19 protein-coding genes are annotated in these 21,282 nt (G+C 56.5%); all 19 read right to left on the bottom strand.

Translation table 11 applies throughout. From position 1 onward, the window contains the following. Window position 1: 1 nt before the first annotated feature. Entirely contained in the window at window positions 2–1,135 is a 1,134-nt protein-coding gene (locus AACY42_RS14410; RefSeq protein WP_339480208.1) for an N-acetyl sugar amidotransferase, read from the bottom strand. Window positions 1,136–1,279: 144 nt separating this feature from the next. Further along, window positions 1,280–2,035 carry an AglZ/HisF2 family acetamidino modification protein gene (locus AACY42_RS14415; protein ID WP_305489168.1) on the bottom strand — a complete coding sequence of 252 codons (756 nt, stop codon included), beginning with the start codon at window positions 2,033–2,035 and terminating at the stop codon, window positions 1,280–1,282. After that, on the bottom strand, window positions 2,035–2,643 hold the full coding sequence (gene hisH / locus AACY42_RS14420; RefSeq protein WP_339480217.1) for an imidazole glycerol phosphate synthase subunit HisH: 609 nt from the start codon (window positions 2,641–2,643) through the stop codon (window positions 2,035–2,037). The genes AACY42_RS14415 and hisH overlap by 1 nt, the downstream gene beginning before the upstream one ends. Then, window positions 2,640–3,875 carry a lipopolysaccharide biosynthesis protein gene (locus AACY42_RS14425; RefSeq protein WP_339480220.1) on the bottom strand — a complete coding sequence of 412 codons (1,236 nt, stop codon included), beginning with the start codon at window positions 3,873–3,875 and terminating at the stop codon, window positions 2,640–2,642. The genes hisH and AACY42_RS14425 overlap by 4 nt, the downstream gene beginning before the upstream one ends. Before the next feature lie 271 nt (window positions 3,876–4,146). Then, the gene (locus tag AACY42_RS14430; protein ID WP_339480222.1) at window positions 4,147–5,229 is read right to left on the bottom strand and encodes a DegT/DnrJ/EryC1/StrS family aminotransferase; all 1,083 of its coding nucleotides are present in this window, start codon (window positions 5,227–5,229) and stop codon (window positions 4,147–4,149) included. 2 nt (window positions 5,230–5,231) lie between these two features. Beyond that, window positions 5,232–5,807 carry a UDP-2-acetamido-3-amino-2,3-dideoxy-D-glucuronate N-acetyltransferase gene (gene wbpD / locus AACY42_RS14435; RefSeq protein WP_339480224.1) on the bottom strand — a complete coding sequence of 192 codons (576 nt, stop codon included), beginning with the start codon at window positions 5,805–5,807 and terminating at the stop codon, window positions 5,232–5,234. After that, the gene (locus AACY42_RS14440) at window positions 5,804–7,648 is read right to left on the bottom strand and encodes an acyltransferase family protein (protein ID WP_339480481.1); all 1,845 of its coding nucleotides are present in this window, start codon (window positions 7,646–7,648) and stop codon (window positions 5,804–5,806) included. Before AACY42_RS14440 ends, wbpD begins: the two co-directional genes overlap by 4 nt. Before the next feature lie 111 nt (window positions 7,649–7,759). Beyond that, window positions 7,760–8,710 (bottom strand): UDP-N-acetyl-2-amino-2-deoxy-D-glucuronate oxidase, encoded by a 951-nt coding sequence (gene wbpB, locus AACY42_RS14445; protein WP_339480227.1) that lies wholly within the window; start codon window positions 8,708–8,710, stop codon window positions 7,760–7,762. 72 nt (window positions 8,711–8,782) lie between these two features. Continuing rightward, window positions 8,783–10,093, bottom strand: coding sequence for a UDP-N-acetyl-D-glucosamine 6-dehydrogenase (gene wbpA, locus AACY42_RS14450; protein WP_339480228.1), 1,311 nt, complete (start codon window positions 10,091–10,093; stop codon window positions 8,783–8,785). Between the two features lie 552 nt (window positions 10,094–10,645). Beyond that, the gene (locus AACY42_RS14455) at window positions 10,646–11,689 is read right to left on the bottom strand and encodes an LPS O-antigen chain length determinant protein WzzB (RefSeq protein ID WP_339480231.1); all 1,044 of its coding nucleotides are present in this window, start codon (window positions 11,687–11,689) and stop codon (window positions 10,646–10,648) included. A 192-nt stretch (window positions 11,690–11,881) separates the two neighbouring features. Then, entirely contained in the window at window positions 11,882–12,106 is a 225-nt protein-coding gene (locus tag AACY42_RS14460) for a lipopolysaccharide assembly protein LapA domain-containing protein (RefSeq protein WP_339480232.1), read from the bottom strand. 26 nt (window positions 12,107–12,132) lie between these two features. Continuing rightward, a complete protein-coding gene (ihfB, locus tag AACY42_RS14465; protein ID WP_003199243.1) occupies window positions 12,133–12,429 on the bottom strand; it encodes an integration host factor subunit beta in 297 nt (98 codons plus the stop codon). Window positions 12,430–12,565: 136 nt separating this feature from the next. Further along, window positions 12,566–12,844 carry a hypothetical protein gene (locus tag AACY42_RS14470; protein WP_339480235.1) on the bottom strand — a complete coding sequence of 93 codons (279 nt, stop codon included), beginning with the start codon at window positions 12,842–12,844 and terminating at the stop codon, window positions 12,566–12,568. 215 nt (window positions 12,845–13,059) lie between these two features. Continuing rightward, on the bottom strand, window positions 13,060–14,751 hold the full coding sequence (gene rpsA / locus AACY42_RS14475) for a 30S ribosomal protein S1 (protein ID WP_058543229.1): 1,692 nt from the start codon (window positions 14,749–14,751) through the stop codon (window positions 13,060–13,062). Window positions 14,752–14,871: 120 nt separating this feature from the next. Further along, complete coding sequence (cmk, locus tag AACY42_RS14480) at window positions 14,872–15,561, bottom strand: (d)CMP kinase (protein WP_014337227.1); 690 nt, start codon at window positions 15,559–15,561, stop codon at window positions 14,872–14,874. Then, window positions 15,558–17,765 carry a bifunctional prephenate dehydrogenase/3-phosphoshikimate 1-carboxyvinyltransferase gene (locus AACY42_RS14485; RefSeq protein ID WP_339480482.1) on the bottom strand — a complete coding sequence of 736 codons (2,208 nt, stop codon included), beginning with the start codon at window positions 17,763–17,765 and terminating at the stop codon, window positions 15,558–15,560. Before AACY42_RS14485 ends, cmk begins: the two co-directional genes overlap by 4 nt. A 28-nt stretch (window positions 17,766–17,793) precedes the next feature. Beyond that, window positions 17,794–18,906, bottom strand: a complete 1,113-nt coding sequence (gene hisC / locus AACY42_RS14490; RefSeq protein ID WP_339480236.1) for a histidinol-phosphate transaminase — start codon at window positions 18,904–18,906, stop codon at window positions 17,794–17,796. A gap of 13 nt (window positions 18,907–18,919) precedes the next feature. Next, on the bottom strand, window positions 18,920–20,014 hold the full coding sequence (gene pheA, locus AACY42_RS14495) for a prephenate dehydratase (RefSeq protein WP_003199233.1): 1,095 nt from the start codon (window positions 20,012–20,014) through the stop codon (window positions 18,920–18,922). After that, window positions 20,014–21,099 carry a 3-phosphoserine/phosphohydroxythreonine transaminase gene (serC, locus tag AACY42_RS14500; RefSeq protein ID WP_339480237.1) on the bottom strand — a complete coding sequence of 362 codons (1,086 nt, stop codon included), beginning with the start codon at window positions 21,097–21,099 and terminating at the stop codon, window positions 20,014–20,016. Before serC ends, pheA begins: the two co-directional genes overlap by 1 nt. Window positions 21,100–21,282: the final 183 nt, after the last annotated feature.

Genomic DNA, 21,282 nt, shown 5'->3' on the forward strand with positions numbered 1-21,282 from the left:
CTCAAGAGTAAACATTTATGCGCCGACCCAGAATCCGCTGAACTATGTTCTGAAGCTTCTTCATGCAGTTCTTACGCGAATCCCAATTATTAAAATCAGAATAATCATGTATGGGCGCACTCATCAGCGCTTCAAATTCCGAAGTGGAAATTCGCATCTTTTTGCAAAAATACTCAATATCATACTGCAGCTCATCAAGGTCATACAATGGTTGCGCCAATCTCTCAAGGGCCTCTTTACGAGTCAGCTGACCAGAGAGGATCATGCTGGAGTAATGCAACTTTCGCTTATCATAACCAAATTTTTTGGGGAGATAATAATTCTGGAATAGCTTCGTAAAAATAGACTCTCCATGCTTATGGGCATACGAGCGATAGCCAATCGTCTCCTGCAAATACAGTTCCGCCTTAGACTTGTCATAAGTCATGTAGTTAAGCGGGCGCACAGTCCGCATACCTTTGACAAACGGATACCAGAAATAGTACTCCAAGAAACTGATGGTTTTATAATCTTGCAACGGCCGCTCACCATACTTCTTATGAATTGCCTTGAGATTGATCGCATCCATCGCACTGCCATGCCAGGTATCAGGAAACACCGCTTCAGTCGCGAGATTCCCACCACTCAAAATATATTTGATATTATTCTGCACGGCAAAACGGTACATACTAGAAAAATATGCGTGATCTTGCGGCACGTCTTGGTTGGCAACGGCAGCCTTCATATAAGACAATTGCAGCTCGCGAACTTCTTCCCAGTTCATCACATGGGTATGCAGGTCATACCCGCAATACTTGATGATTTTTTCGATGTTACTGACAGCCAGCTCGCTATTCCAGCCTGCATCCACATGCACCACGAGTGGGCGTAACCCGAAGTCCTTGACCTTCAGGGCTAAGTAGGAGCTGTCCACTCCGCCGCTAAGGCCAATGATGCAGTCGTACTCTTTGCCGGCCCCCTCTTTTTTGATCTGATCGACGATCTTCTGGAGGCGCTGTTCACCGCTAGCATCGGTGAACAGTTGCTTGGATTGGACATTGTCAAACTTGTGGCAGTGATTGCACACTCCCGCATCATCGAACACGATTTCAGCGTCAGATGTATCCATGACACAGCGCGAACAGACCTTCACCACTACCCACCTCCAAAACGTTTCATCGGCCTGCCTGATTGGACAACCCAGCAGCAGGCGCGATTTGTATGACAATCAAGGCAGCGAAGAGCCTGTAAAGCCGAAGGGCTTCCAAGAGACGCTACCTTTGAGAAATTTCATTTTTTCTTATCCAGCACTCAACTTGTTGATGTCTGGATAGCTGATCAGTACGGCGCGATGCTTGCCGTGGAACACAAAAAGGCTGCCTGCCGCCACGGCAGAAATGCCAGTACGGTCAAAAAGCTCAATCAGGTCTGCCGTGGAAGCAGCGCCACCGCAAGCGATGACAGGTACGTGCACCTCGGAAACAACGCTTTCTACCAGCGCAGTATCGAAACCCTTCTGTGTGCCGTCACGATCGACTGAGTTCAGGAAGATTTCGCCAATCCCTGCCGCCTCAAGTGCTTGGGCCCATTCGACCGGGGAGCGTTTGGTATCTTTTGTGCCGTTTTCCGAGTATACAGAATACCCGCCCCAGAAGCCCTTCCGGCAATCCATGGCCCCCACGACGCTTTGCGACCCGAACTTGTCGGCGATTTGACGGATCAGCGAAAGGTCGGCGAGCGCAGCCGTATTAATGGAAATTTTCTCGATACCGAGGGCAAACACCTTCTCGGCATGCTCTAGGGTTTTGATCCCCCCCCCATAACAAATGGGCATGAAACACTCACCCGCCACCTCGGCGATCAATTCGTAGTTGGGCTCACGGTTGAGTTTTGAAGCCTCAATGTCGAGCAACACCAGCTCATCGACTTCCTTCTCGTTGAAGATCCGGATGGCATTGATGGGATCGCCGACGTACTTCGGCTCTTTGAATTTCACGGTTTTGACCAGGCCGCGATCTTTAAGCAACAAGCAGGGAATTACGCGCCTCCTGACCATCAGACCAACTCCACGAAATTCTTGAATAGTTGCATACCAAATTTGTGGCTTTTTTCCGGATGGAATTGAAAGCCCAAAATATTGTCCCTGACCACTGCGGCGGTAAACTGTTGATCGTAGTTAGCGGTCAGCAAGGTGTTCTCCGCATGTCGCGGCAACATGTAATAACTGTGGACAAAATAGAAACGGCTCAGCTGATTGAGCCCCGTCAGAATTGGGTGCTGCAACTGAGGAGTAACTTCGTTCCAACCCATGTGCGGCACCTTGCGTCCCTCACGTTTCTCGAAACGGACTATGTCCATGTCGATCCAGCCAAGGCCAGGCTCGCTGCCCTCCTCAGAGCCATTGCCAAGCATCTGGCTGCCGAGGCATACACCCATTACCGGCTTTTGCTTGCCCAGCACCTGCTCATTCAACACCTCGATCAGGCCGCTTTTTCGCAGTGTCTGCATGCCAGCGTCGAAAGCGCCCACCCCTGGCAGAATGAGTTTGTCCGCCTGCTCGATATCCTCACGACTGTTCGATGCCTTGGCTTTGGCGCCCACTCGCTTCAGCATATTCAAGACCGAGGCGATGTTCCCTACACCATAATCCACAACAACGATCACTTGGCATCTCCCTTGGTGCAGTAGAAGGACATCCAGAAATAAATGAAATACATGATTGCATAGCCCATGGAGTAGAACCACAACACCGAATCCACGGTATCCGGCAGGGTGAAGCAGGCAAACGTCAAGGCCAGCAGGGTCAGCTGCCACACCAAGTCCAGATTCTGCCGCTGCGCGATATAGATCGTGTAACTCAGGGGGCTGACGACGAACCGCATGTAGAACAGCGGAATCATCAACACGGCATAGCGCCCTGATTCAGCCCAGGCGTCGCCAAATATGAAACTGAACGCCCATTCACCTACGAACCAGAAGGCTACGAAGGGGGGGAGCGCCAGTACTGCGAGTAGCTTGAAGGTCTTGATGAAGATGCTGCGGCAGCTTCCCATCTCCCGATAGTCACGGGCAGCTTGCTCCTTGAAGACATCAAGTACCGAGGCGGCTAGCAAGGAGATAGGAGCGCCCATGATTTTCAGTGTCAAAGCGAACCAGCCCGCACTCTCCCCGCCGAACTTCGTTGCCAACAGCACGATCGGAATCTGACTGGCGACCGTGTTGATCAGGTCTGCGGGCAAGGAAAACTTGGGGAAGTTTATGTACTTCACCGCGCTTTGCCGCACCGCGCGCCAAGGCGTCGCAGCACAGGCTACGATCAACGGTTTACCAACCCAGATAGCCGCCAGCGCCGTGGCAATGATGACGCCGAACAATTGGCCGTAGATAAGACCCGAGACACCGCCTAATAAATAAGCAGCGGACACTTGGGCGACTGCGATGCAGGCAGCAAGGCTGATACGCGCGCCTCCCAGCCTGTTAAAGGACTGCTGGAAGGTTAGGAGGGACAGGACCAGTTTGTTTGCACCTAAGCCCAACGACACGATTGCCAGGGCCAACCAATAATCACCCACTACAGCAGGCAGTGCGTCCATAAAAGGCGCTGCCAATACAAGACCGCCAGCCACTAAAATGGTAATTGATAGGGTGAGTAGCAATACAAGCTTGATCACGGCATGAAAATCGTTTTCCGCCTTAGTGGCGAAGATTGCCAACTCATAGCGCCCGGTGACCATCACCGCAAAAATGGTAGCGAACGAAAGCCACGCACTAAAATCACCCATTTCGGCAGGGGAATACAGACGAACCAGCAGCAGGGTGACGCCGATGGTAATCAGCTGAGCGCCAAGTGTGCCCACCAATACTCGCGCCACGCGCTTGATGAAGATTGCGCTCATCGCTTCACACTCCAAGATATCTTGAACGGGAAGGAGATAAGCACAAAGAATGGTCTAGCCTGCGAATCCCTCCGCCACACAGCCCCGCACTGGCAAACGCCAGAATCAACAGATACAGCCCGACATCGACAGACTTGTTGGCGGCGCCCATATACTCATGGAGAAGAACCATGGAATAAGTGTTCACCCACAGAGCAGCGGCAAAGCAGGCGAAAACCAAAACGGTATCCACCGGGACAGACCTGTCGGCCCGAGCAAGTATGTACATCCGTCAGCTCGTCAACGCAGCACAAATGGTATCGATGGAAACTTTGTCCAGATAGGGGTGCATAGGCAGACTCATCACGCGAGTGGCAACCTTGTCACCAACTGGCAACGACGATGCTTCGTCCGCCACTGCAGGTTGCTTGTTCAGTGGGATAGGATAATGCACGGCAGTCGGAACGCCGGCGGCCTGCAATCGTTTCTGGACAGCATCCCGATCGTCCACTTGCACGGTATATTGCGCGTAGGCGCTGATATTGCCTGCCTCGATGAAAGGGGTAGTGTCGACGCCCGCCTGCTTGAGGGCCACGTCGTACCAACCCGCCACTTGCTGACGCAGCGCAATCTCCTCTTCGAAGATTTCAAGCTTGGGCAACAGGATGGCCGCTTGCAGGGTATCCAGTCGGCTGTTCACCCCAACCCGGATATGGTGATAACGGCGATCCTGGCCATGCCGGGCAATTTGCCGAATGACAGTAGCCAGCGCTTCGTCATTGGTAAAGATCGCGCCGCCATCGCCATAGCAACCCAACGGCTTGCTAGGGAAGAAACTGGTGCAGGAAACGGTCGTCAGGTTGCACGAGCGCTTGCCTTTGTACGAGGCACCAAAGCTCTGCGCAGCGTCCTCGATCACTGGGATGCCATGTTTGGCCGCAATGGCGTTGATCGCATCGTAATCAGCACACTGGCCATACAGCGAGACCGGGATGATCGCTTTAGTGCGCGGCGTAATCGCCGCCTCCAACAATTGTGGATCAAGGTTGTAGGTACGTGGGTCGATGTCTACGTAGACAGGCTTGGCACCCAGCAACGCAACTGTTTCGGCAGTGGCTATATAGGTGAAGCCCGGAGTGATCACCTCGTCGCCAGGGCCTATGCCCAAGGCCATTTGAGCGATCTGCAAGGCATCGGTGCCATTGGCGCAAGTTATGCAGTGTTTGGCGCCAACAAACTGAGCAAGTTTTTCCTCGAGTTCCGCTACCTCTGGGCCGAGAATGTACTGGCCGTGGCTCAAGACGCGCTGGATGCCGGCATCGATCTTGTCCTTGATGCGTGCTTGCTGGCTTTTCAGGTCAATGAATTCAATCATGCTCAGGCATCCGTCTTGTTCAAAAGTTTTCCGTTCAGCACGTAGCGCGCTCCCGTATGCGAGCAGAAGGCCTCGCCCTGCTCGTTCAACTGCAATTGCTCGCCAAATTCGCTCATCCAGCCAATCTGCCGTGCGGGCACACCCACCATCAATGCATAGGCCGGTACATTCTTGTTGATGACCGCGCCAGCACCGACGAAGGCATATTCACCAATGGTAACGCCGCAGACGATGGTGCAATTGGCGCCAAGCGTCGCGCCCTTTTTTACCAGCGTATCGAGGTACTGGTCCTTGCGCTCGATCAGCGAACGCGGGTTATAGACATTGGTGAAGACCATGCTGGGGCCACAAAACACGCCCTCTTCCAGCGTGACATTGTCGTAGACCGACACATTGTTCTGGACCTTACAGCGGTCGCCGATCACGACCTTGTTGCCCACAAACACATTCTGACCGAGCGAAACGCCGACACCGATGCGGGCGCCCGCGCAAACATGGACAAAGTGCCAGACACGGGAGTTCTCACCGATCTGTGCGCCCTCATCGATGATTGCGCTTGGGTGCTGATAGTAATTCATGGCTTCAGACTCACATTGGACTGAGGTTGATCGAAAGCACGCTGCAGTGGCTCGGCAGCATAGTGCCCATAACGCCTTGCACCTACCTCGTTGAGGTGGTGGCTGTCACGGTAGATGAGCAAGCCTTGCTGATAAGGCGCAGCGGCAAAGAAGCTGCTATTGGAAAAGTCCAGGAAACGCACACCAGGCGTGCGGTCGACAATGGCCTGAACTTGCTGGTTGGCAACCTGCCACTCGTGATTGAATGTCAATGGCGCCGGCAGGCCAAGCTCGGTAAAGCGCCTTACCCGCTGCACGTCCGTTTCAAACATTGGTACCTGAGCAAGCACCACGATGTGTTTATGGGCTCCTGCAGTATCGACGAGAAATTCAGCAAACGCCTTGGCGAATGCTTGGCTCTGCATCTGGTACTGCCACATGCCTGCGATGATCACCCGCTCCACCTTCGGCAACTCACGAGCCACAGCCTCGATCTGCGCGCGGCAAGGTTTTTGCGCCCAAACTGGCAGGCGTTCAAAGTCGAAGCCGGGGATAGGCACGCAACTGCTGGCAGTGAGCACACGGTAAGCGACGCCCTGCTCTTCGCCCACCTGGTCGAAGAAGTAGTTCAATTGGGCAGCGTGGCTATCGCCAATTACCAGGACGGACACTTCAGCATCCTTGCCTCGCTTGCACGCGCCCACTTGGGTGCCGTGACAAATAAGCTCTGGAGCAGCATAACGGGTGAGTTCCACAGGCAACGGAGCGACCAGCGAGGCGTTGACACGTTGCCCCCCCCACACCACCAGCACGACCACAACACCGACTGCAGCCCACTTGGGCATCTGGCGCATGCCGGAAGCGTTTCTGGCGGGTGTTTCGACCAAGCGATAGGAAAGCCATGCCAGCAGAACAGAGCTGGCCACGAAAATCGGCAACCATGCAGCCGTCAGCTCGTACTGCCCCGTGTAATAGCGAATGAACGCCAGCACCGGCCAATGCCACAGGTACAACGAATAGGAAATGCCGCCGATCCAGACCATCGGCCGAGTGGCCAGCAACGCGCTGACCGGGCCACGCCGGGCGACGATGAGCAGCCCTGCCGCAACACAAGGCAGGATGGACCAGAAGCCTGGGAAGTGTTGCTTATCGATAGCCAGCACCGCCCAAGCCAGCAGGATTGCGCCCAGCCCACCGAACACGCTTGCCAGCAACATGGGGAGCTCACGCTGGCGCATCAGCAAGGCAACGATGGCACCGACCATGAACTCGGGAATCCGTGCCGACAGGGCAAAGTACATCCCTTCCTGCGATTCGCCCAGTCCACGGTAGCCGCTCCAGGCAAACAGACTGGCGGCTAGCAAGGCAAACGCCATGAGACGCCATTGCTTTGGCAAGCAAATGACCAGCACTGGGAAGAACAGATAGAACTGCATCTCAATGGCCAAGGACCAGGTATGCAGAAGCGGCAATTCATCGACCCGCGGCGCGAAATAACTGCCGAAGCCAGAGAAGTACTGGTTGCTGGTAAACAGCGCCGAGGACTTCAGGCTGTCGAGAAAAAATGCAAAGTCATCAGGCAGAAACAGAAGCGCGGACAGCGCGCACACCACCACCAGCATGACGAAATACGCGGGCAGAATGCGCTTGATGCGGCTGGCATAGAATGAAACAAGATCGACCTTGTCGCTTCGCTCGGTCAACAATGCCGTTATGATGAAGCCAGAGATGACAAAAAAGATGTCGACGCCAACATAGCCGGCTTTCAGCCAGCCACTATTGGCGTGATAAAGCATGACCGCCAGCACCGCGATTGCACGCAAGCCCTGAATATCGAGACGAATACTGCGCGCGTGGCGCATTGCACCCGCTTCGTTTGGCTTGTTGGAATTATCGTTCGACACGCTGGTTTGCGATCCTGCTTGGGAAACTTCAAAACGGGTGGCGCAAAGCCACCCGTGTTGTCTCGCCGGTCAGCGAGAAAGGGCTTGGACGAACGGATGCGCTTCGTTGTCCGCTGCCACGACGATGGCCGCGCTGCGAATGGTGTTTACCGTCTCCACGCAGTGGCGAGCATCCTCGATGCCATAACCACGCCCAGCCAGGATTTCCTCGTAGCTGGTGGTGTGCAGGTCAGTGAAGCCTTCGGAGAACTCCATTTCCTCACCGTTGACGGTAATCGAACGGTAAGTCGGCTTCTTGCCCTTCACCGATTCCGGCAGGTCGTTGGCGTCGACCGACAGGAACCAGCGTACGCGTGCTTTCTCGTATTCCAGGTAACCGGCCGCCTTGTGTTCGGAAGTGAAGTGCACAACGTTACGCTGCAGCTTGCCGAAGATGAAATGCAGCATGTCGTAGAAGTGCACGCCGATGTTGGTGGCTACGCCGAAGGACTTGCGTGGGTCACCTTTCCAGCTTTGCAGGTACCACTTGCCACGGGAAGTAATGTAGGTCAGGTCGACTTCATACTTGTGCGGGTTGTTCTCGCGAGCAACCTTGTCCTTCAAGGCAATGATTGCCTGGTGATGGCGCAGCTGCAGGATGTTGAACAGGCGCTTTCCGGTTTCCTGCTCGATCAGGGCCAATTGGTCTAGCTGCTGCGGGGTCGGCACCAGCGGTTTTTCGCAGATCACGTCACAGCCCAGGCGCAGACCGGCGGCAATGTGCGGTTGGTGCAAGTAGTTGGGCGAGCAGATTGATACGTAATCCAAGGCGGTCGCTGGGTCGCGCTTGAGGCTGTGGGCGTGATCAAGGAAGAACTCGAACTCGGTAAAGAATTCGCTTTGCGGTGAAATGCTGTCGATGATGCCTACCGAGTCATTGATATCGTAGGCGGAGACCAGGCGGTTACCGGTATCTTTAATGGCGCGCATATGCCGAGGAGCGATATAGCCTGCGGCACCGATGAGAGCGAAGTTTTTCATGAGGCTTCCTTTAAAACGAAGGAATCCGCCTGGTCCTGGGGCACAGGCGGATCGACGGGCGAGCGATGCTGATCAGGCTTTGATGATGTGCGTGGCCGGGATGCGGTATTTACCACGGCTGTCGATGATCAGCTTGGCCTTGGACTCGATCAACGCATAGTCAAACTTGTCATGGTCGGTCGCCAGGACGACTGCATCGAAGCTTGCCAGGTTCTCGGCAGTCAACGGCTCGCTGTCCAGTTCAAAGTGATGCTCGCGCATTTTCGGGAATTGCGGCACATGTGGGTCGCTGTACGCGACCACTCCGCCCTTGGCCTCGATGAGTTCCATGATCTCCACGGAGGGCGATTCACGCATGTCGTCGACGTTTTTCTTGTAGGCAATGCCCAATACCAGGATGCGGCTGCCCTTGAGCGCCTTGCCCGATTCGTTCAGGCCATCCATCAGCTTGTTCAACACATACTCAGGCATCGCCTGGTTGACTTCGCCAGACAGCTCGATGAAGCGGGTGTGCAGGCCGTATTCGCGCGCCTTCCAAGTCAGGTAAAAGGGGTCGATTGGAATGCAGTGGCCGCCCAGGCCAGGGCCTGGGTAGTAAGGGGTGAAACCGAACGGTTTGGTTGCCGCGGCATCGACCACTTCGAAGATATCGATACCCATGCGGTCGGCGACGATCTTCATTTCGTTGACTAGGCCGATGTTCACCGCGCGGTGGATGTTTTCCAGCAGCTTGGTCATCTCGGCAGCTTTGGTGGAGCTGACCTGTACAACCTGGTCAATGGCTTGCTCGTACAGGGCAACACCGACTTCCAGGCATTTTGGCGTGTGGCCACCGATGACCTTTGGAATGGTACGGGTTTCGAAATTCGGATTGCCCGGGTCTTCGCGCTCTGGCGAGTAGACCAGGAAGATGTTCTCACCGACTACCAAGCCACCTTCCTGCACGCGTGGCAGCAGCTCTTCTTCGGTAGTGCCTGGGTAGGTGGTGCTTTCCAGCGAAACCACCTGGCCTGCACGCAGATTCGGTTTGAGTGCATCGGTGGTATTGATCACGAAGCTCATGTCCGGCTCGCGATACTTGTTCAGCGGCGTCGGCACACACAAAATCAGCGCGTCACACTCGCTGGCACGCTTAAAATCGACGGTGGCCTCAAAGCCAGATTCACGCGCCTTGGCGATGCTGGCAGCCGGGATGTGCTCGATGTAGCTCTGACCAACATTCAGCTTTTCGACCTTGGCTTGATCGATATCGATACCCAGGACATTAAAACCAATGGCGTTGTAGCGCAGCATCAGGGGCAAGCCGACGTAACCGAGGCCAACGATACCAATCAAAGCCTGCCGACTTTTGAACTTTTCAATCACCGCATTCATATCTGTCATGCTTTCCAACTCACCTTGATTTTACCTGCCCGTTTCCACGACTGCATAACGGGTAATTGAACCTTCATCGATTCATTCGTCAGTCGAGTGAATCCATTCCGCGGCAATACACAACCGCCGCGACATCGAGAAAAGGCGCTCGCTCATTTTGCCTGGGGCTGCCTGGCGGCTGCCAAAACTGAAAGGGGCCACAATCATAGGGGGTTCGGCTTCGACGATCCATCAGAGTTTTCCAGAGCGACAATGCGCTCGAAAGGCCATCAAAACAATATCATTCGATCCTGAAGCCCCAAGGCTGAACTTCCGCCAGCCAAGCACCGTTTACCTGTGCCAGCTCCGATGCTGCAGCCTTCCCAAAAAGGAAGGAAAGTTCAACATCGCGCATAAGAAAGCCGGTTTGTTAGATGTATTTGCTCACACGAACATCACCACTCAAATCGGCATCTCTATGCTTCCCGGGCTTCCACTAAGAACCAAAAAACATAGCTGGTCGACGACAATCGCCACAATAGAAATACATAATTATCACCAACCACTTTTTACATCTATGACTCACTGCTCTTTATTTCGACTTATAACAATTCGAACCAAGGCCGCGCCCACCCCTAACAAGCCACCCGCAATAGCACCCAACAACAAGATCAACATTTTTCTTGGTTTAATCGGACTCTCCGGCACCTCAACACTGCCATCCTGCCGATAAACTGCAATACTTTCAGGATCGATCTTCAACTTACGATAAAAACTGTATCTCATTTGAAGCGAGCGTAAATCGTTAATAAAAGCATCGTCGGAAGACCTGGACTCCAGCGCATTAATTTCCGCCGCGAGTGCCTTACTACCCCGCTGGTAATCCATCTTATTGCCCGTTTCCACGGTGATATCTACTGCAGCGGTAGAGTTAATAGCAGGTGATTTCAGACCAATAGCCTCAGCCACCTTCAACGCTTCGCGCAACTGTTGGATGCGGTCCTCCCGGACGCGCTGCGCATTTTCGCGCAAGCTTATGATTCGCTGCTCCAGGTTACGCGCCCTAACCGAGGCTTCGGCGCTGACGTTCTTGGTTAATTCAGATTCAGCAGCTTCACTTGCAAGCTGGACGTAATACTTCGCCCATTCCGTAGCCCGCCGAGGATCTACACCTTGAACGGTAATCGAATATCGATTAGGCGTGCCTTTGCCGGCCCCATCTATCACCAGTTTTCGAGAAAAACCATCATATAAACGATCCAGCGCGCCCTTGCGCTCAAACTCATCGAGCGAAGGAAGGTAAACTTCATTAAAGAATTTCTGACGAAGAGATTCACCCTGAAGATTCCGAGCAAATACGTCGTAAACATAATTAATGGAATAAATACCCAACTCAGTACTTTTTCCACGGCCGTAGTTCAACTCAGCAATATCATTCTGAGTAGGTGGCATGAGAAAAAGCTTGGCCTCATAAACCGGCTTACTTAGAAATGCGTAGGCAGTCGCACCAATAGCCACCAACAAAGTAACGCCGACGATCAACCACTTCTGAGCCCAAAGCCCACGCGCCAACTCGACCAAATCGATTTCATCAGCGGCACGCGCATCAACACGATTATTTTGCATTTAAATGCCTCGCCTCCTTTTTTTTGACATCGCGCCTGCAGAAAAACTGGACGCATTAGAAGGTAAGGCGGGAGAGGCACCAGCGGGTCTAACAATAGACTGAGCTAAATTTAATTCGAACAAAAAGCACCCATAGTCAGAAAAATTTTCAGGCAGCGCTCCATACTCCAAGACTACTGGGCTTACGCATCCTTATTTCAACCGTCGACGCGCGGCCATGAACCAGGCGAGCAACGGCCCCAGCATCATACCAGCGAGAAGCGCCAGGATCACGAAAACCGAGACAGGAAGCTGCGGAGCCGACCAACCTAGAAACAGGAGTGCCACCGGCTGGTTGTTTTCAAGCACGAACAGTACGATAGCTGAAGCCACGAGCAGCGCAAGTACGACAAGGACCAAGCGTTTAAAGTTCCGCATGAGAACTCCTTTGTTTTGGGGCTCCGTCAGAGCTCATCCCCCTCCTCCTCATTCACACGATCCCTAAGCTCTTTGCCTGGTTTGAAATGAGGGACGAACTTTCCGTCAAGGCTGACGGACTGACCCGTTTTGGGGTTGCGCCCAACCCGCGGAGCGCGGTAATGCAGGGAAAAGCTGCCGAAACCACGGATTTCGATACGATCTCCCGTAGCCAGGCACTGGGACATTTGTTCAAGCATGGTCTTGATGGCCAGCTCCACATCCTTGGATGAGAGTAGCCCTTGATGGGTGACAATTCGTTCGATCAACTCCGACTTCGTCATATTTTTCCCTTCTTTTTCAAGCAGCTAGGAAAATCGCTTGAAAAGGTTTTAGCATGACCGGAGGGATTTGAACAGCCCAAGTATTGACATTCTTCTTGACTCCCCTACTGCCTCTTTCCGCGCAAGCAGGGAGATACTATCGACAGATGACCAGCATCGTGCGAGTCAGATAGCCAGCCGGATTGAAGCCAAAGGGGTACCAATCTTCGTCCTTCGCGTCGTCGGATCGGGTAATCACCTTGTAACCCGCCCCTTTGCACTCTCTTGCCGCTCTCTTATGGCACTTCTCCCAGCCGGAACCCAACCCCGAGCAGTCGACCTCGATACCACTGACACCACGCACTGCGTGGGTCTTGGCGCTTGTGGTGCAGCCGGCTAATGCTAGTAGGGCCAGCATCAGGAAGAGTTTGTTCATTCGCATCCTTTGATTGAGGACTTTGCGGCGTTTGCGCTTCAAGTATGGGGCAGGAATTGGACGAGCGATGATTTGCTTAACAAAAGAGACAGCCAGGCTTGAAGGTTGGTTTCGTGGCAAAGCCGAAAAGATCGCAGCCTTCGGCAGCACCTACAAGGAATCGCAGCCACAAAAAAGGGCGACCGAAGTCGCCCTTTTTTATGGTCTGACAGAACTCAGTTCTGTTTTTCCATTTGTGCACGCAGCAGGTCGCCCAGAGTGGTAGGACCAGCAGCAATGTCAGCGGCTGGCTTGTCGCGCAGGCTCTGGATTGCTTCTTTCTCTTCAGCATCGTCTTTCGACTTGATGGAGAGCTGGATTACGCGGCTCTTGCGGTCAACGCTGATGATCTTGGCTTCTACTTCTTCGCCTTCTTTCAGAACGTTGCGCGCGTCTTCAACGCGGTCACGGCTGATTTCGGAGGCTTTCAGAGTCGCTTCGATATCGTCGGCCAGGGTGATGATGGCGCCTTTGGCGTCAACTTCTTTCACGATGCCCTTAACGATTGCGCCTTTGTCGTTCTCTTGAACGTACTCGGAGAACGGATCGCTTTCCAGTTGCTTGATGCCCAGGGAGATGCGTTCGCGCTCTGGGTCAACCGACAGGATAACGGTGTCCAGCTCGTCGCCCTTCTTGAAACGACGTACGGCTTCTTCGCCCACTTCGTTCCAGGAGATGTCGGACAGGTGAACCAGGCCGTCGATGCCGCCATCCAGACCAATGAAGATACCGAAATCGGTGATCGACTTGATGGTGCCGGAGATTTTATCGCCCTTGTTGAACTGGCCAGAGAAGTCTTCCCATGGGTTGGACTTGCACTGCTTGATGCCGAGGGAGATACGACGACGCTCTTCGTCGATGTCCAGAACCATGACTTCCACTTCGTCGCCGACTTGCACGACTTTCGAAGGGTGGATGTTCTTGTTGGTCCAGTCCATTTCGGAAACGTGTACCAGGCCTTCAACGCCTTCTTCCAGCTCAGCGAAGCAGCCGTAGTCGGTGAGGTTGGTAACACGAGCGGTGACGCGGGTGCTTTCTGGGTAACGGGCTTTGATAGCGACCCATGGATCTTCACCCAGTTGCTTGAGGCCCAGGGAAACACGATTGCGCTCGCGATCGTACTTCAGAACCTTGACATCGATCTCGTCGCCAACGTTGACGATTTCCGAAGGATGCTTGATACGCTTCCAGGCCATGTCGGTGATGTGCAGCAGGCCATCGACGCCACCCAGATCGACGAATGCGCCGTAATCGGTGAGGTTTTTGACAATACCTTTGACCTGCTGGCCTTCCTGCAGCGATTCCAGCAGAGCTTCACGCTCGGCGGAGTTCTCGGCTTCCAGGACACTGCGACGGGAAACGACAACGTTGTTGCGCTTCTGGTCCAGCTTGATGACCTTGAATTCCAGCTCTTTGCCTTCCAGGTGCGTGGTATCGCGCACTGGACGGACGTCAACCAGGGAACCTGGCAGGAACGCACGGATGCCGTTAACGTCGACAGTGAAGCCGCCTTTAACCTTACCGTTGATAACGCCCTTGACCACTTCCTCAGCTGCGAAAGCCGCTTCCAGAACGATCCAGCATTCAGCGCGCTTGGCTTTTTCACGGGACAGCTTGGTTTCACCAAAGCCATCTTCAACCGAGTCCAGCGCCACGTGAACTTCGTCACCGACGTTGATGTTCAGTTCGCCAGCGTCATTGTAGAACTGCTCAAGCGGGATGAGTGCTTCAGACTTCAGACCAGCGTGAACGGTTACCCAGCGAGCTTGGTAATCGATATCAACGATAACACCGGTGATGATGGAGCCTGCCTGAAGGTTCAGGGTTTTCAGGCTTTCTTCAAAGAGTTCCGCAAAGCTTTCGCTCATTTTAATTCCTGTTGATTAGGGCGAAGAATACGCCCGCCTCCACATCCCAGACGATGTGGGTTAGTTTCATATAAAAGAAGCATCGCAGGACTATGACTGGTCCCCTGCGAAGCTTCCTGGTCACCCGGCGATATCGCGAATGGCGATCTCGCTCATGATGCGTTGCAGCACCTGATCGATGGACAACTCCGTGGAATCCAGCTGTATCGCGTCGGCCGCCGGCTTGAGCGGGGCTACTGCGCGCTGGGTGTCACGCTCATCGCGTGCACGGATCTCATCTAGCAGACTCGACAGACTAACATCCTCGCCTTTGCCCTTCAACTGCAAATATCGGCGACGCGCCCTCTCCTCGGCACTGGCGGTGAGGAAGATCTTCAACGGCGCATCGGGAAAAACCACCGTGCCCATGTCGCGACCGTCCGCCACCAGCCCCGGCGGCTCCTGGAAGGCACGCTGGCGTTGCAGCAAGGCTTCGCGCACCGCTGGCAGCGCGGCGACCTGGGACGCCCCGGCACCCACGCTTTCGGTACGGATGACGTCGCTGACCTCATCGCCTTCCAGAATGATGCGCTGGAGCTGACCGTCGGTCGCCGCAATGAATTGCACGTCCAGATGAGCGGCCAGCGCCTTGAGCAGTTCTTCGTTGGTCAGGTCGACGCCGTGGTTGGCGGCGGCGAAGGCCAGCAGACGGTACAAGGCACCCGAATCGAGCAGGTTCCAACCCAACTGCCTGGCCAGGATTCCGGCGACAGTGCCCTTGCCCGAACCGCTCGGACCATCGATGGTGATGACCGGTGCCTTGATGTTCACGACTGTGCCTCTTGCGCTACTCGAATGCCGACCTGTGCGCACAGCGCCAGGAAGTTCGGGAACGACGTCGCGACGTTGGCGCAATCATGGATGCGAATCGGCGCGCTGGCGCGCAAAGACGCCACACTGAAGGCCATGGCGATACGGTGGTCACCGTGACCATGAACTTCGCCGCCGCCGATCTGGCCGCCGTCGATGATGATGCCGTCCGGCGTTGGCTGGCACTTGACGCCCAGGGCAAGCAAGCCATCAGCCATCACCTGGATGCGATCCGATTCCTTGACCCGCAGCTCTTCGGCGCCCGTCAATACGGTGCGCCCTTCTGCACAGGCGGCCGCCACGAACAACACCGGGAACTCGTCGATGGCCAGCGGAACCAGCGCTTCCGGAATCTCGATACCCTTGAGTTTAGCTGCTCGTACGCGCAGGTCTGCCACGGGTTCGCCGCCCACTTCACGCTGGTTTTCCAAGGTGATGTCGGCGCCCATCAGGCGCAGGATGTCGATCACGCCGGTACGGGTCGGGTTAATGCCGACGTGCTCAAGCACCAGGTCAGAGCCTTCGGCGATCGAGGCTGCCACCAGGAAGAATGCCGATGACGAGATGTCGCCCGGCACTTCGATATGGGTAGCGGTCAGCTTGTTGCCAGACTCGACGGACGCCGTGGCACCATCGACCGTGACCGGGTAGCCGAAGCCGCGCAGCATGCGCTCGGTGTGGTCGCGGGTCGGGGCCGGTTCAGTGACGGTGGTCTTGCCCTCGGCATAGAGACCCGCCAGCAGCAGACAGGATTTCACCTGGGCGCTGGCCATCGGCATGGTGTAGGTCAGGCCCTTGAGCTTGTTGCCACCGCGAATGGTCATGGGTGGACGACCTTCGGTCGCCGTTTCGATCACCGCCCCCATTTCCCGCAGGGGGTTGGCGACGCGATTCATCGGCCGCTTGGACAGCGAAGCGTCACCGGTCAGGGTGCTGTCGAAGCTCTGAGCGGCCAGCAGGCCGGACAACAGGCGCATCGAGGTCCCGGAGTTACCCAGGTAGATCGGGCCCGGGGCCGGCTTGAGACCGTGCAGGCCAACACCGTGGATGGTCACGCGACCGTGGTGCGGGCCTTCGATGACCACGCCCATGTCGCGGAACGCTTGCAGCGTCGCCAGGGCGTCTTCACCTTCAAGAAAGCCTTCCACTTCGGTCACGCCTTCGGCCAGGGAGCCGAGCATGATCGAACGGTGGGAAATTGATTTATCGCCTGGTACACGAATACGCCCACTCAGGGAGCCACCAGGTTGTGCCAGGAAAATCAGATCGTTGGAGTTCATAGCGTCCACATAGGCCCGACGGGCCAGGATTTTACTGAAATGCTCGCGGGCCACCCTGGCGCGTGTGAAAACGCCCAGCAATTGGTGCCCGTCCCCTGCATCGACCGCGTCGCGCAAGGCGTCGAGGTCGCTGCGAAATGTATCGAGTGTGCGCAGGACAGCTTCGCGGTTGGCGAGGAAGATGTCGTGCCACATGACCGGGTCGCTTCCAGCGATTCTCGTGAAATCGCGGAAACCGCCGGCAGCGTAACGGAAGATCTCAAGATTTTCATTGCGTTTGGCCAACGAATCCACCAGGCCGAACGCCAACAGGTGCGGCAAGTGGCTGGTGGCCGCCAACACTTCATCGTGACGCTCGACCTGCATGTGCTCGACATCGGCGCCCAGCTCGCGCCACAAACGGTCCACCACCGCCAGCGCGGCTGGATCCGTCTGGTCCAGCGGCGTGAGGATCACTTTGTGGCGACGAAACAGCTCGGCGTTGGAGGCTTCCACCCCGCTCTGCTCGGAACCGGCAATTGGATGACCAGGCACGAAGCGCGCCGGCATCCCGCCGAAGGCCTCAGCGGCCGCACGCACGACGTTGCCCTTGGCGCTGCCGACGTCGGTCAGGATCGCTTGCCCCAGGTTCATGGTGGCCAGACGCGCCAGCAGTTTTTCCATGGCCAGGATCGGCACCGCCAATTGGATCACGTCCGCACCCTGGCAAGCGATCGCCAGGTCATCCTCGCAGCGATCGACCACCCCCAGCGCCACGGCCAGCTGGCGCGACTGCGGATCCAGGTCGACACCGACCACCTCGCGGCACAGGCCGCTTTCACGCAAGCCCTTGGCAAACGAACCGCCAATCAACCCCAGACCGACCACCACCAGGCGACCGATCATAGGGCCAACAGGTTGCAGCGAGGTGACATCAACCACGAGCCAGAACCTTGCTCAACGCCTCAAGGAAACGGCCGTTTTCCGCTGGCAGGCCGATGGTGATGCGCAGGTGGTTCGGCATGCCGTAATTGGCCACCGGACGCACGATCACCCCTTCGCACAACAACCCCTGGTACACCGGCGCGGCGACACGCCCCAGGTCGACGCAGATGAAGTTGCCTTTGGATGGAATCCAGCCCAGACCCAGCTCCCGGAACCCCGCTTCCAACTGCTGCATGCCGGCCGCGTTGAGGCGACGGCTTTCAGCCAGGTAGGCCTCATCCTGCAAGGCGGCGCAGGCGGCGGCCAGGGCGAAGCTGTTGACGTTGAACGGCTGGCGCACGCGGTTCAGCACATCGGCCACCACGGCGGTGGACAAGCCGTAGCCAACCCGCAGCGAGGCCAGGCCGTAGGCTTTCGAGAACGTGCGCGAAACCAGCAGGTTCGGGTAGGCCGCGAGGAAATCCAGGCCATCGGGCAAATCGCTGCCTTCGGCGTATTCGATGTAGGCCTCGTCCAACACCACGAGCACGTGCGCGGGCACGTCTTGCAGGAAGTCGTCCAGGGCCTGAGCGTCGAACCAGGTGCCGGTCGGGTTGTTTGGGTTGGCGATGAAAACCACGCGGGTGTTGGCGTCGATGGCGGCCAGCATGGCCGGCAGATCGTGCCCCCAGTTTTTGGCCGGAACCACGTGGGCATCGGCCCCGACGGCCTGGGTCGCGATCGGGTAGACCGCAAACGCGTGCTCGCTGAACACGGCGTTGAGACCTGGCGCCAGGTACGCGCGCGCCACCAACTCAAGAATGTCGTTGGAGCCGTTACCCAGCGTCACTTGGTCCAGCTCGACACCACAGCGCTCGGCCAGCAGGCTTTTCAATGCAAACCCATTGCCATCGGGGTAACGGGTCAGCTCGACCAGTTCGTCGCGGATCGCCGCCAGTGCCTTGGGGCTCGCGCCCAACGGGTTTTCGTTGCTCGCCAACTTGACGATGCTGGCCGGATCCAGGTCCAGCTCGCGGGCCAGTTCGTCCACGGGCTTGCCCGGAACGTAAGGCGAGAGTTGTTGCACGCCTGGCTGAGCCAGAGCGAGAAAGTTGCCACTCATTTGCTATCCGCCCTTAAAGAACTGCCTTGGGGTAGGAACCCAGCACCTTGAGTGCCACTGCTTCCTGACTGATTTTCTCCAGCACACCTTTTACCAGCGGATCGCGGTGGTGGCCGACGAAATCGATGAAGAACACGTAGGTCCATTTACCGCTGCGCGACGGACGGGTCTCGATCCGCGTCAGGTCGATACCGTTGTCGTGGAACGGCACCAGCAGCTCATGGAGCGCGCCGGGCTTGTTGCTCATGGAAACGATGATCGAGGTCTTGTCGTCGCCGGTCGGCGGTACTTCCTGGCTGCCGATCATCAGGAACCGCGTGGAGTTGTCCGGGCGATCCTCGATTTTCTCGGCCAGGCGAGTCAGCCCGTAGAGGCCGGCCGCCATATCGCCAGCAATCGCCGCCGAGTTCCACTCACCCTTGACCCGCTTGGCCGCTTCGGCGTTGCTCGATACCGCTACGCGCTCGACGTTCGGGTAATGGGCGTCCAGCCACTTGCGGCACTGGGCCAACGACTGGGCGTGGGAGTAGATCCGGCTGATGCTGTCGGTCTTGGTGTTCTCGCCGACCAGCAGGTGATGGTGGATACGCAGCTCGACTTCGCCGCAGATCACCATGTCATGTTCGAGGAAGCTGTCCAGCGTGTGGTTGACCGCGCCTTCGGTGGAGTTCTCCACCGGCACAACGCCGAAATTCACCGCGCCAGCGGCGACTTCACGGAAGACTTCGTCGATGGCCGCCATTGGCTTGCTGATCACCGCATGACCGAAGTGCTTCATGGCTGCAGCCTGGGTGAAGGTGCCTTCCGGGCCCAGGTAGGCGACTTTCAGCGGCTGCTCGAGTGCCAGGCACGACGACATGATTTCGCGAAACAACCGCGCCATCTCTTCGTTGCCCAGCGGCCCCTTGTTGCGCTCCATGACACGCTTGAGCACCTGAGCTTCACGCTCAGGACGATAGAACACCGGCACTTCGCCTTCAGCCAGGGAGGCCATCTTCACCCGGGCGACTTCCTGGGCGCAGCGCGCACGCTCGCTGATCAGCTCCAGGACTTTTTCGTCCAGGGCATCGATGCGCAGGCGCAGCGCCTTGAGTTCTTGCTCAGACATCAGCCATGTTCCTTCTCGAACTCTGCCATGTAGGCGATCAACGCATTGACGGCGTTGATGTCGACGGCGTTGTAGATGGAGGCACGCATGCCACCGACCGAACGGTGGCCCTTGAGGTTCAACAGCCCACGCTCGTCGGCACCGACCAGGAACGGCTTGTCCAGGCGGTCGTCGGCCAGGCGGAACGGCACGTTCATCCACGAACGATCGGTCTTGTTGATCGGGTTGCTGTAGAGACCGCTGGCGTCGATGAAGTCATACAGCGTGCGCTGCTTCACTTCGTTGAGCTTGCCGATCGCCTCGACACCGCCCTGCTCCTTCAGCCATTCGAACACCAGGCCGGAGAGGTACCAGGCCAGGGTCGGCGGGGTGTTGTACATCGAGCCGTTGTCGGCCGCGACCTTGTAGTTGAGCATGGTCGGGCACAGGGAACGGGCACGCCCTAGCAGGTCTTCCCGGATGATGCTGACCAGGATGCCGCTAGGGCCGATGTTTTTCTGGGCACCGGCGTAGATCATGCCGAAACGGGAGACATCCACAGGGCGCGAGAGGATGTCCGAAGACATGTCGGCCACCAATGGCACGTCGCCGGTTTCCGGGATCCAGTTGAATTCCAGGCCACCGATGGTTTCGTTCGGCGCGTAGTGAACGTAGGCCGCGTCCTTGGACAGGCTCCATTCGTTCTGGCCTGGGATCGCGAAATAGTCGTAGGGCTTGGCGGTGGCAGCCACGTTGACGTGACCGTAGCGCGAAGCTTCTTCGATGGCTTTCTGCGACCAGATACCGGTGTCGATGTAGTCGGCCTTGCCACTTTCCGGCAGCAGGTTCAACGGGATCTGGGCGAACTGCTGGCTGGCGCCGCCCTGCAGGAACAGCACCTTGTAATTGGACGGAATGTTCAGCAGATCACGCAGGTCCTGCTCGGCCTTGGTGGCAATGGACACGAACTCATCGCTGCGATGGCTCATTTCCATGACCGACAGGCCCTTGCCGTGCCAGTCGAGAAGTTCACCCTGAGCACGCTTCAGGACCGCCTCAGGAAGCGCCGCCGGGCCGGCACAGAAGTTATAGGCTCTCTTGCTCACATCCAATCTCGCTCTGATCTGGTGGTCACATAAATCTTTGGGTCTGCACCGCACTAACGGTGGGAGCGAACTTGCTCGCGATAGCGGCGCAACAGTCAACATTGATGTTGAATGCCAGTCCGTCATCGCGAGCAAGCTCGCTCCCACAGGGGGCCGTTCACTCAAGGCATGAAACCTCAGGGG

Source organism: Pseudomonas sp. RL_5y_Pfl2_73 (assembly GCF_963970515.1).
Lineage (GTDB): Bacteria > Pseudomonadota > Gammaproteobacteria > Pseudomonadales > Pseudomonadaceae > Aquipseudomonas.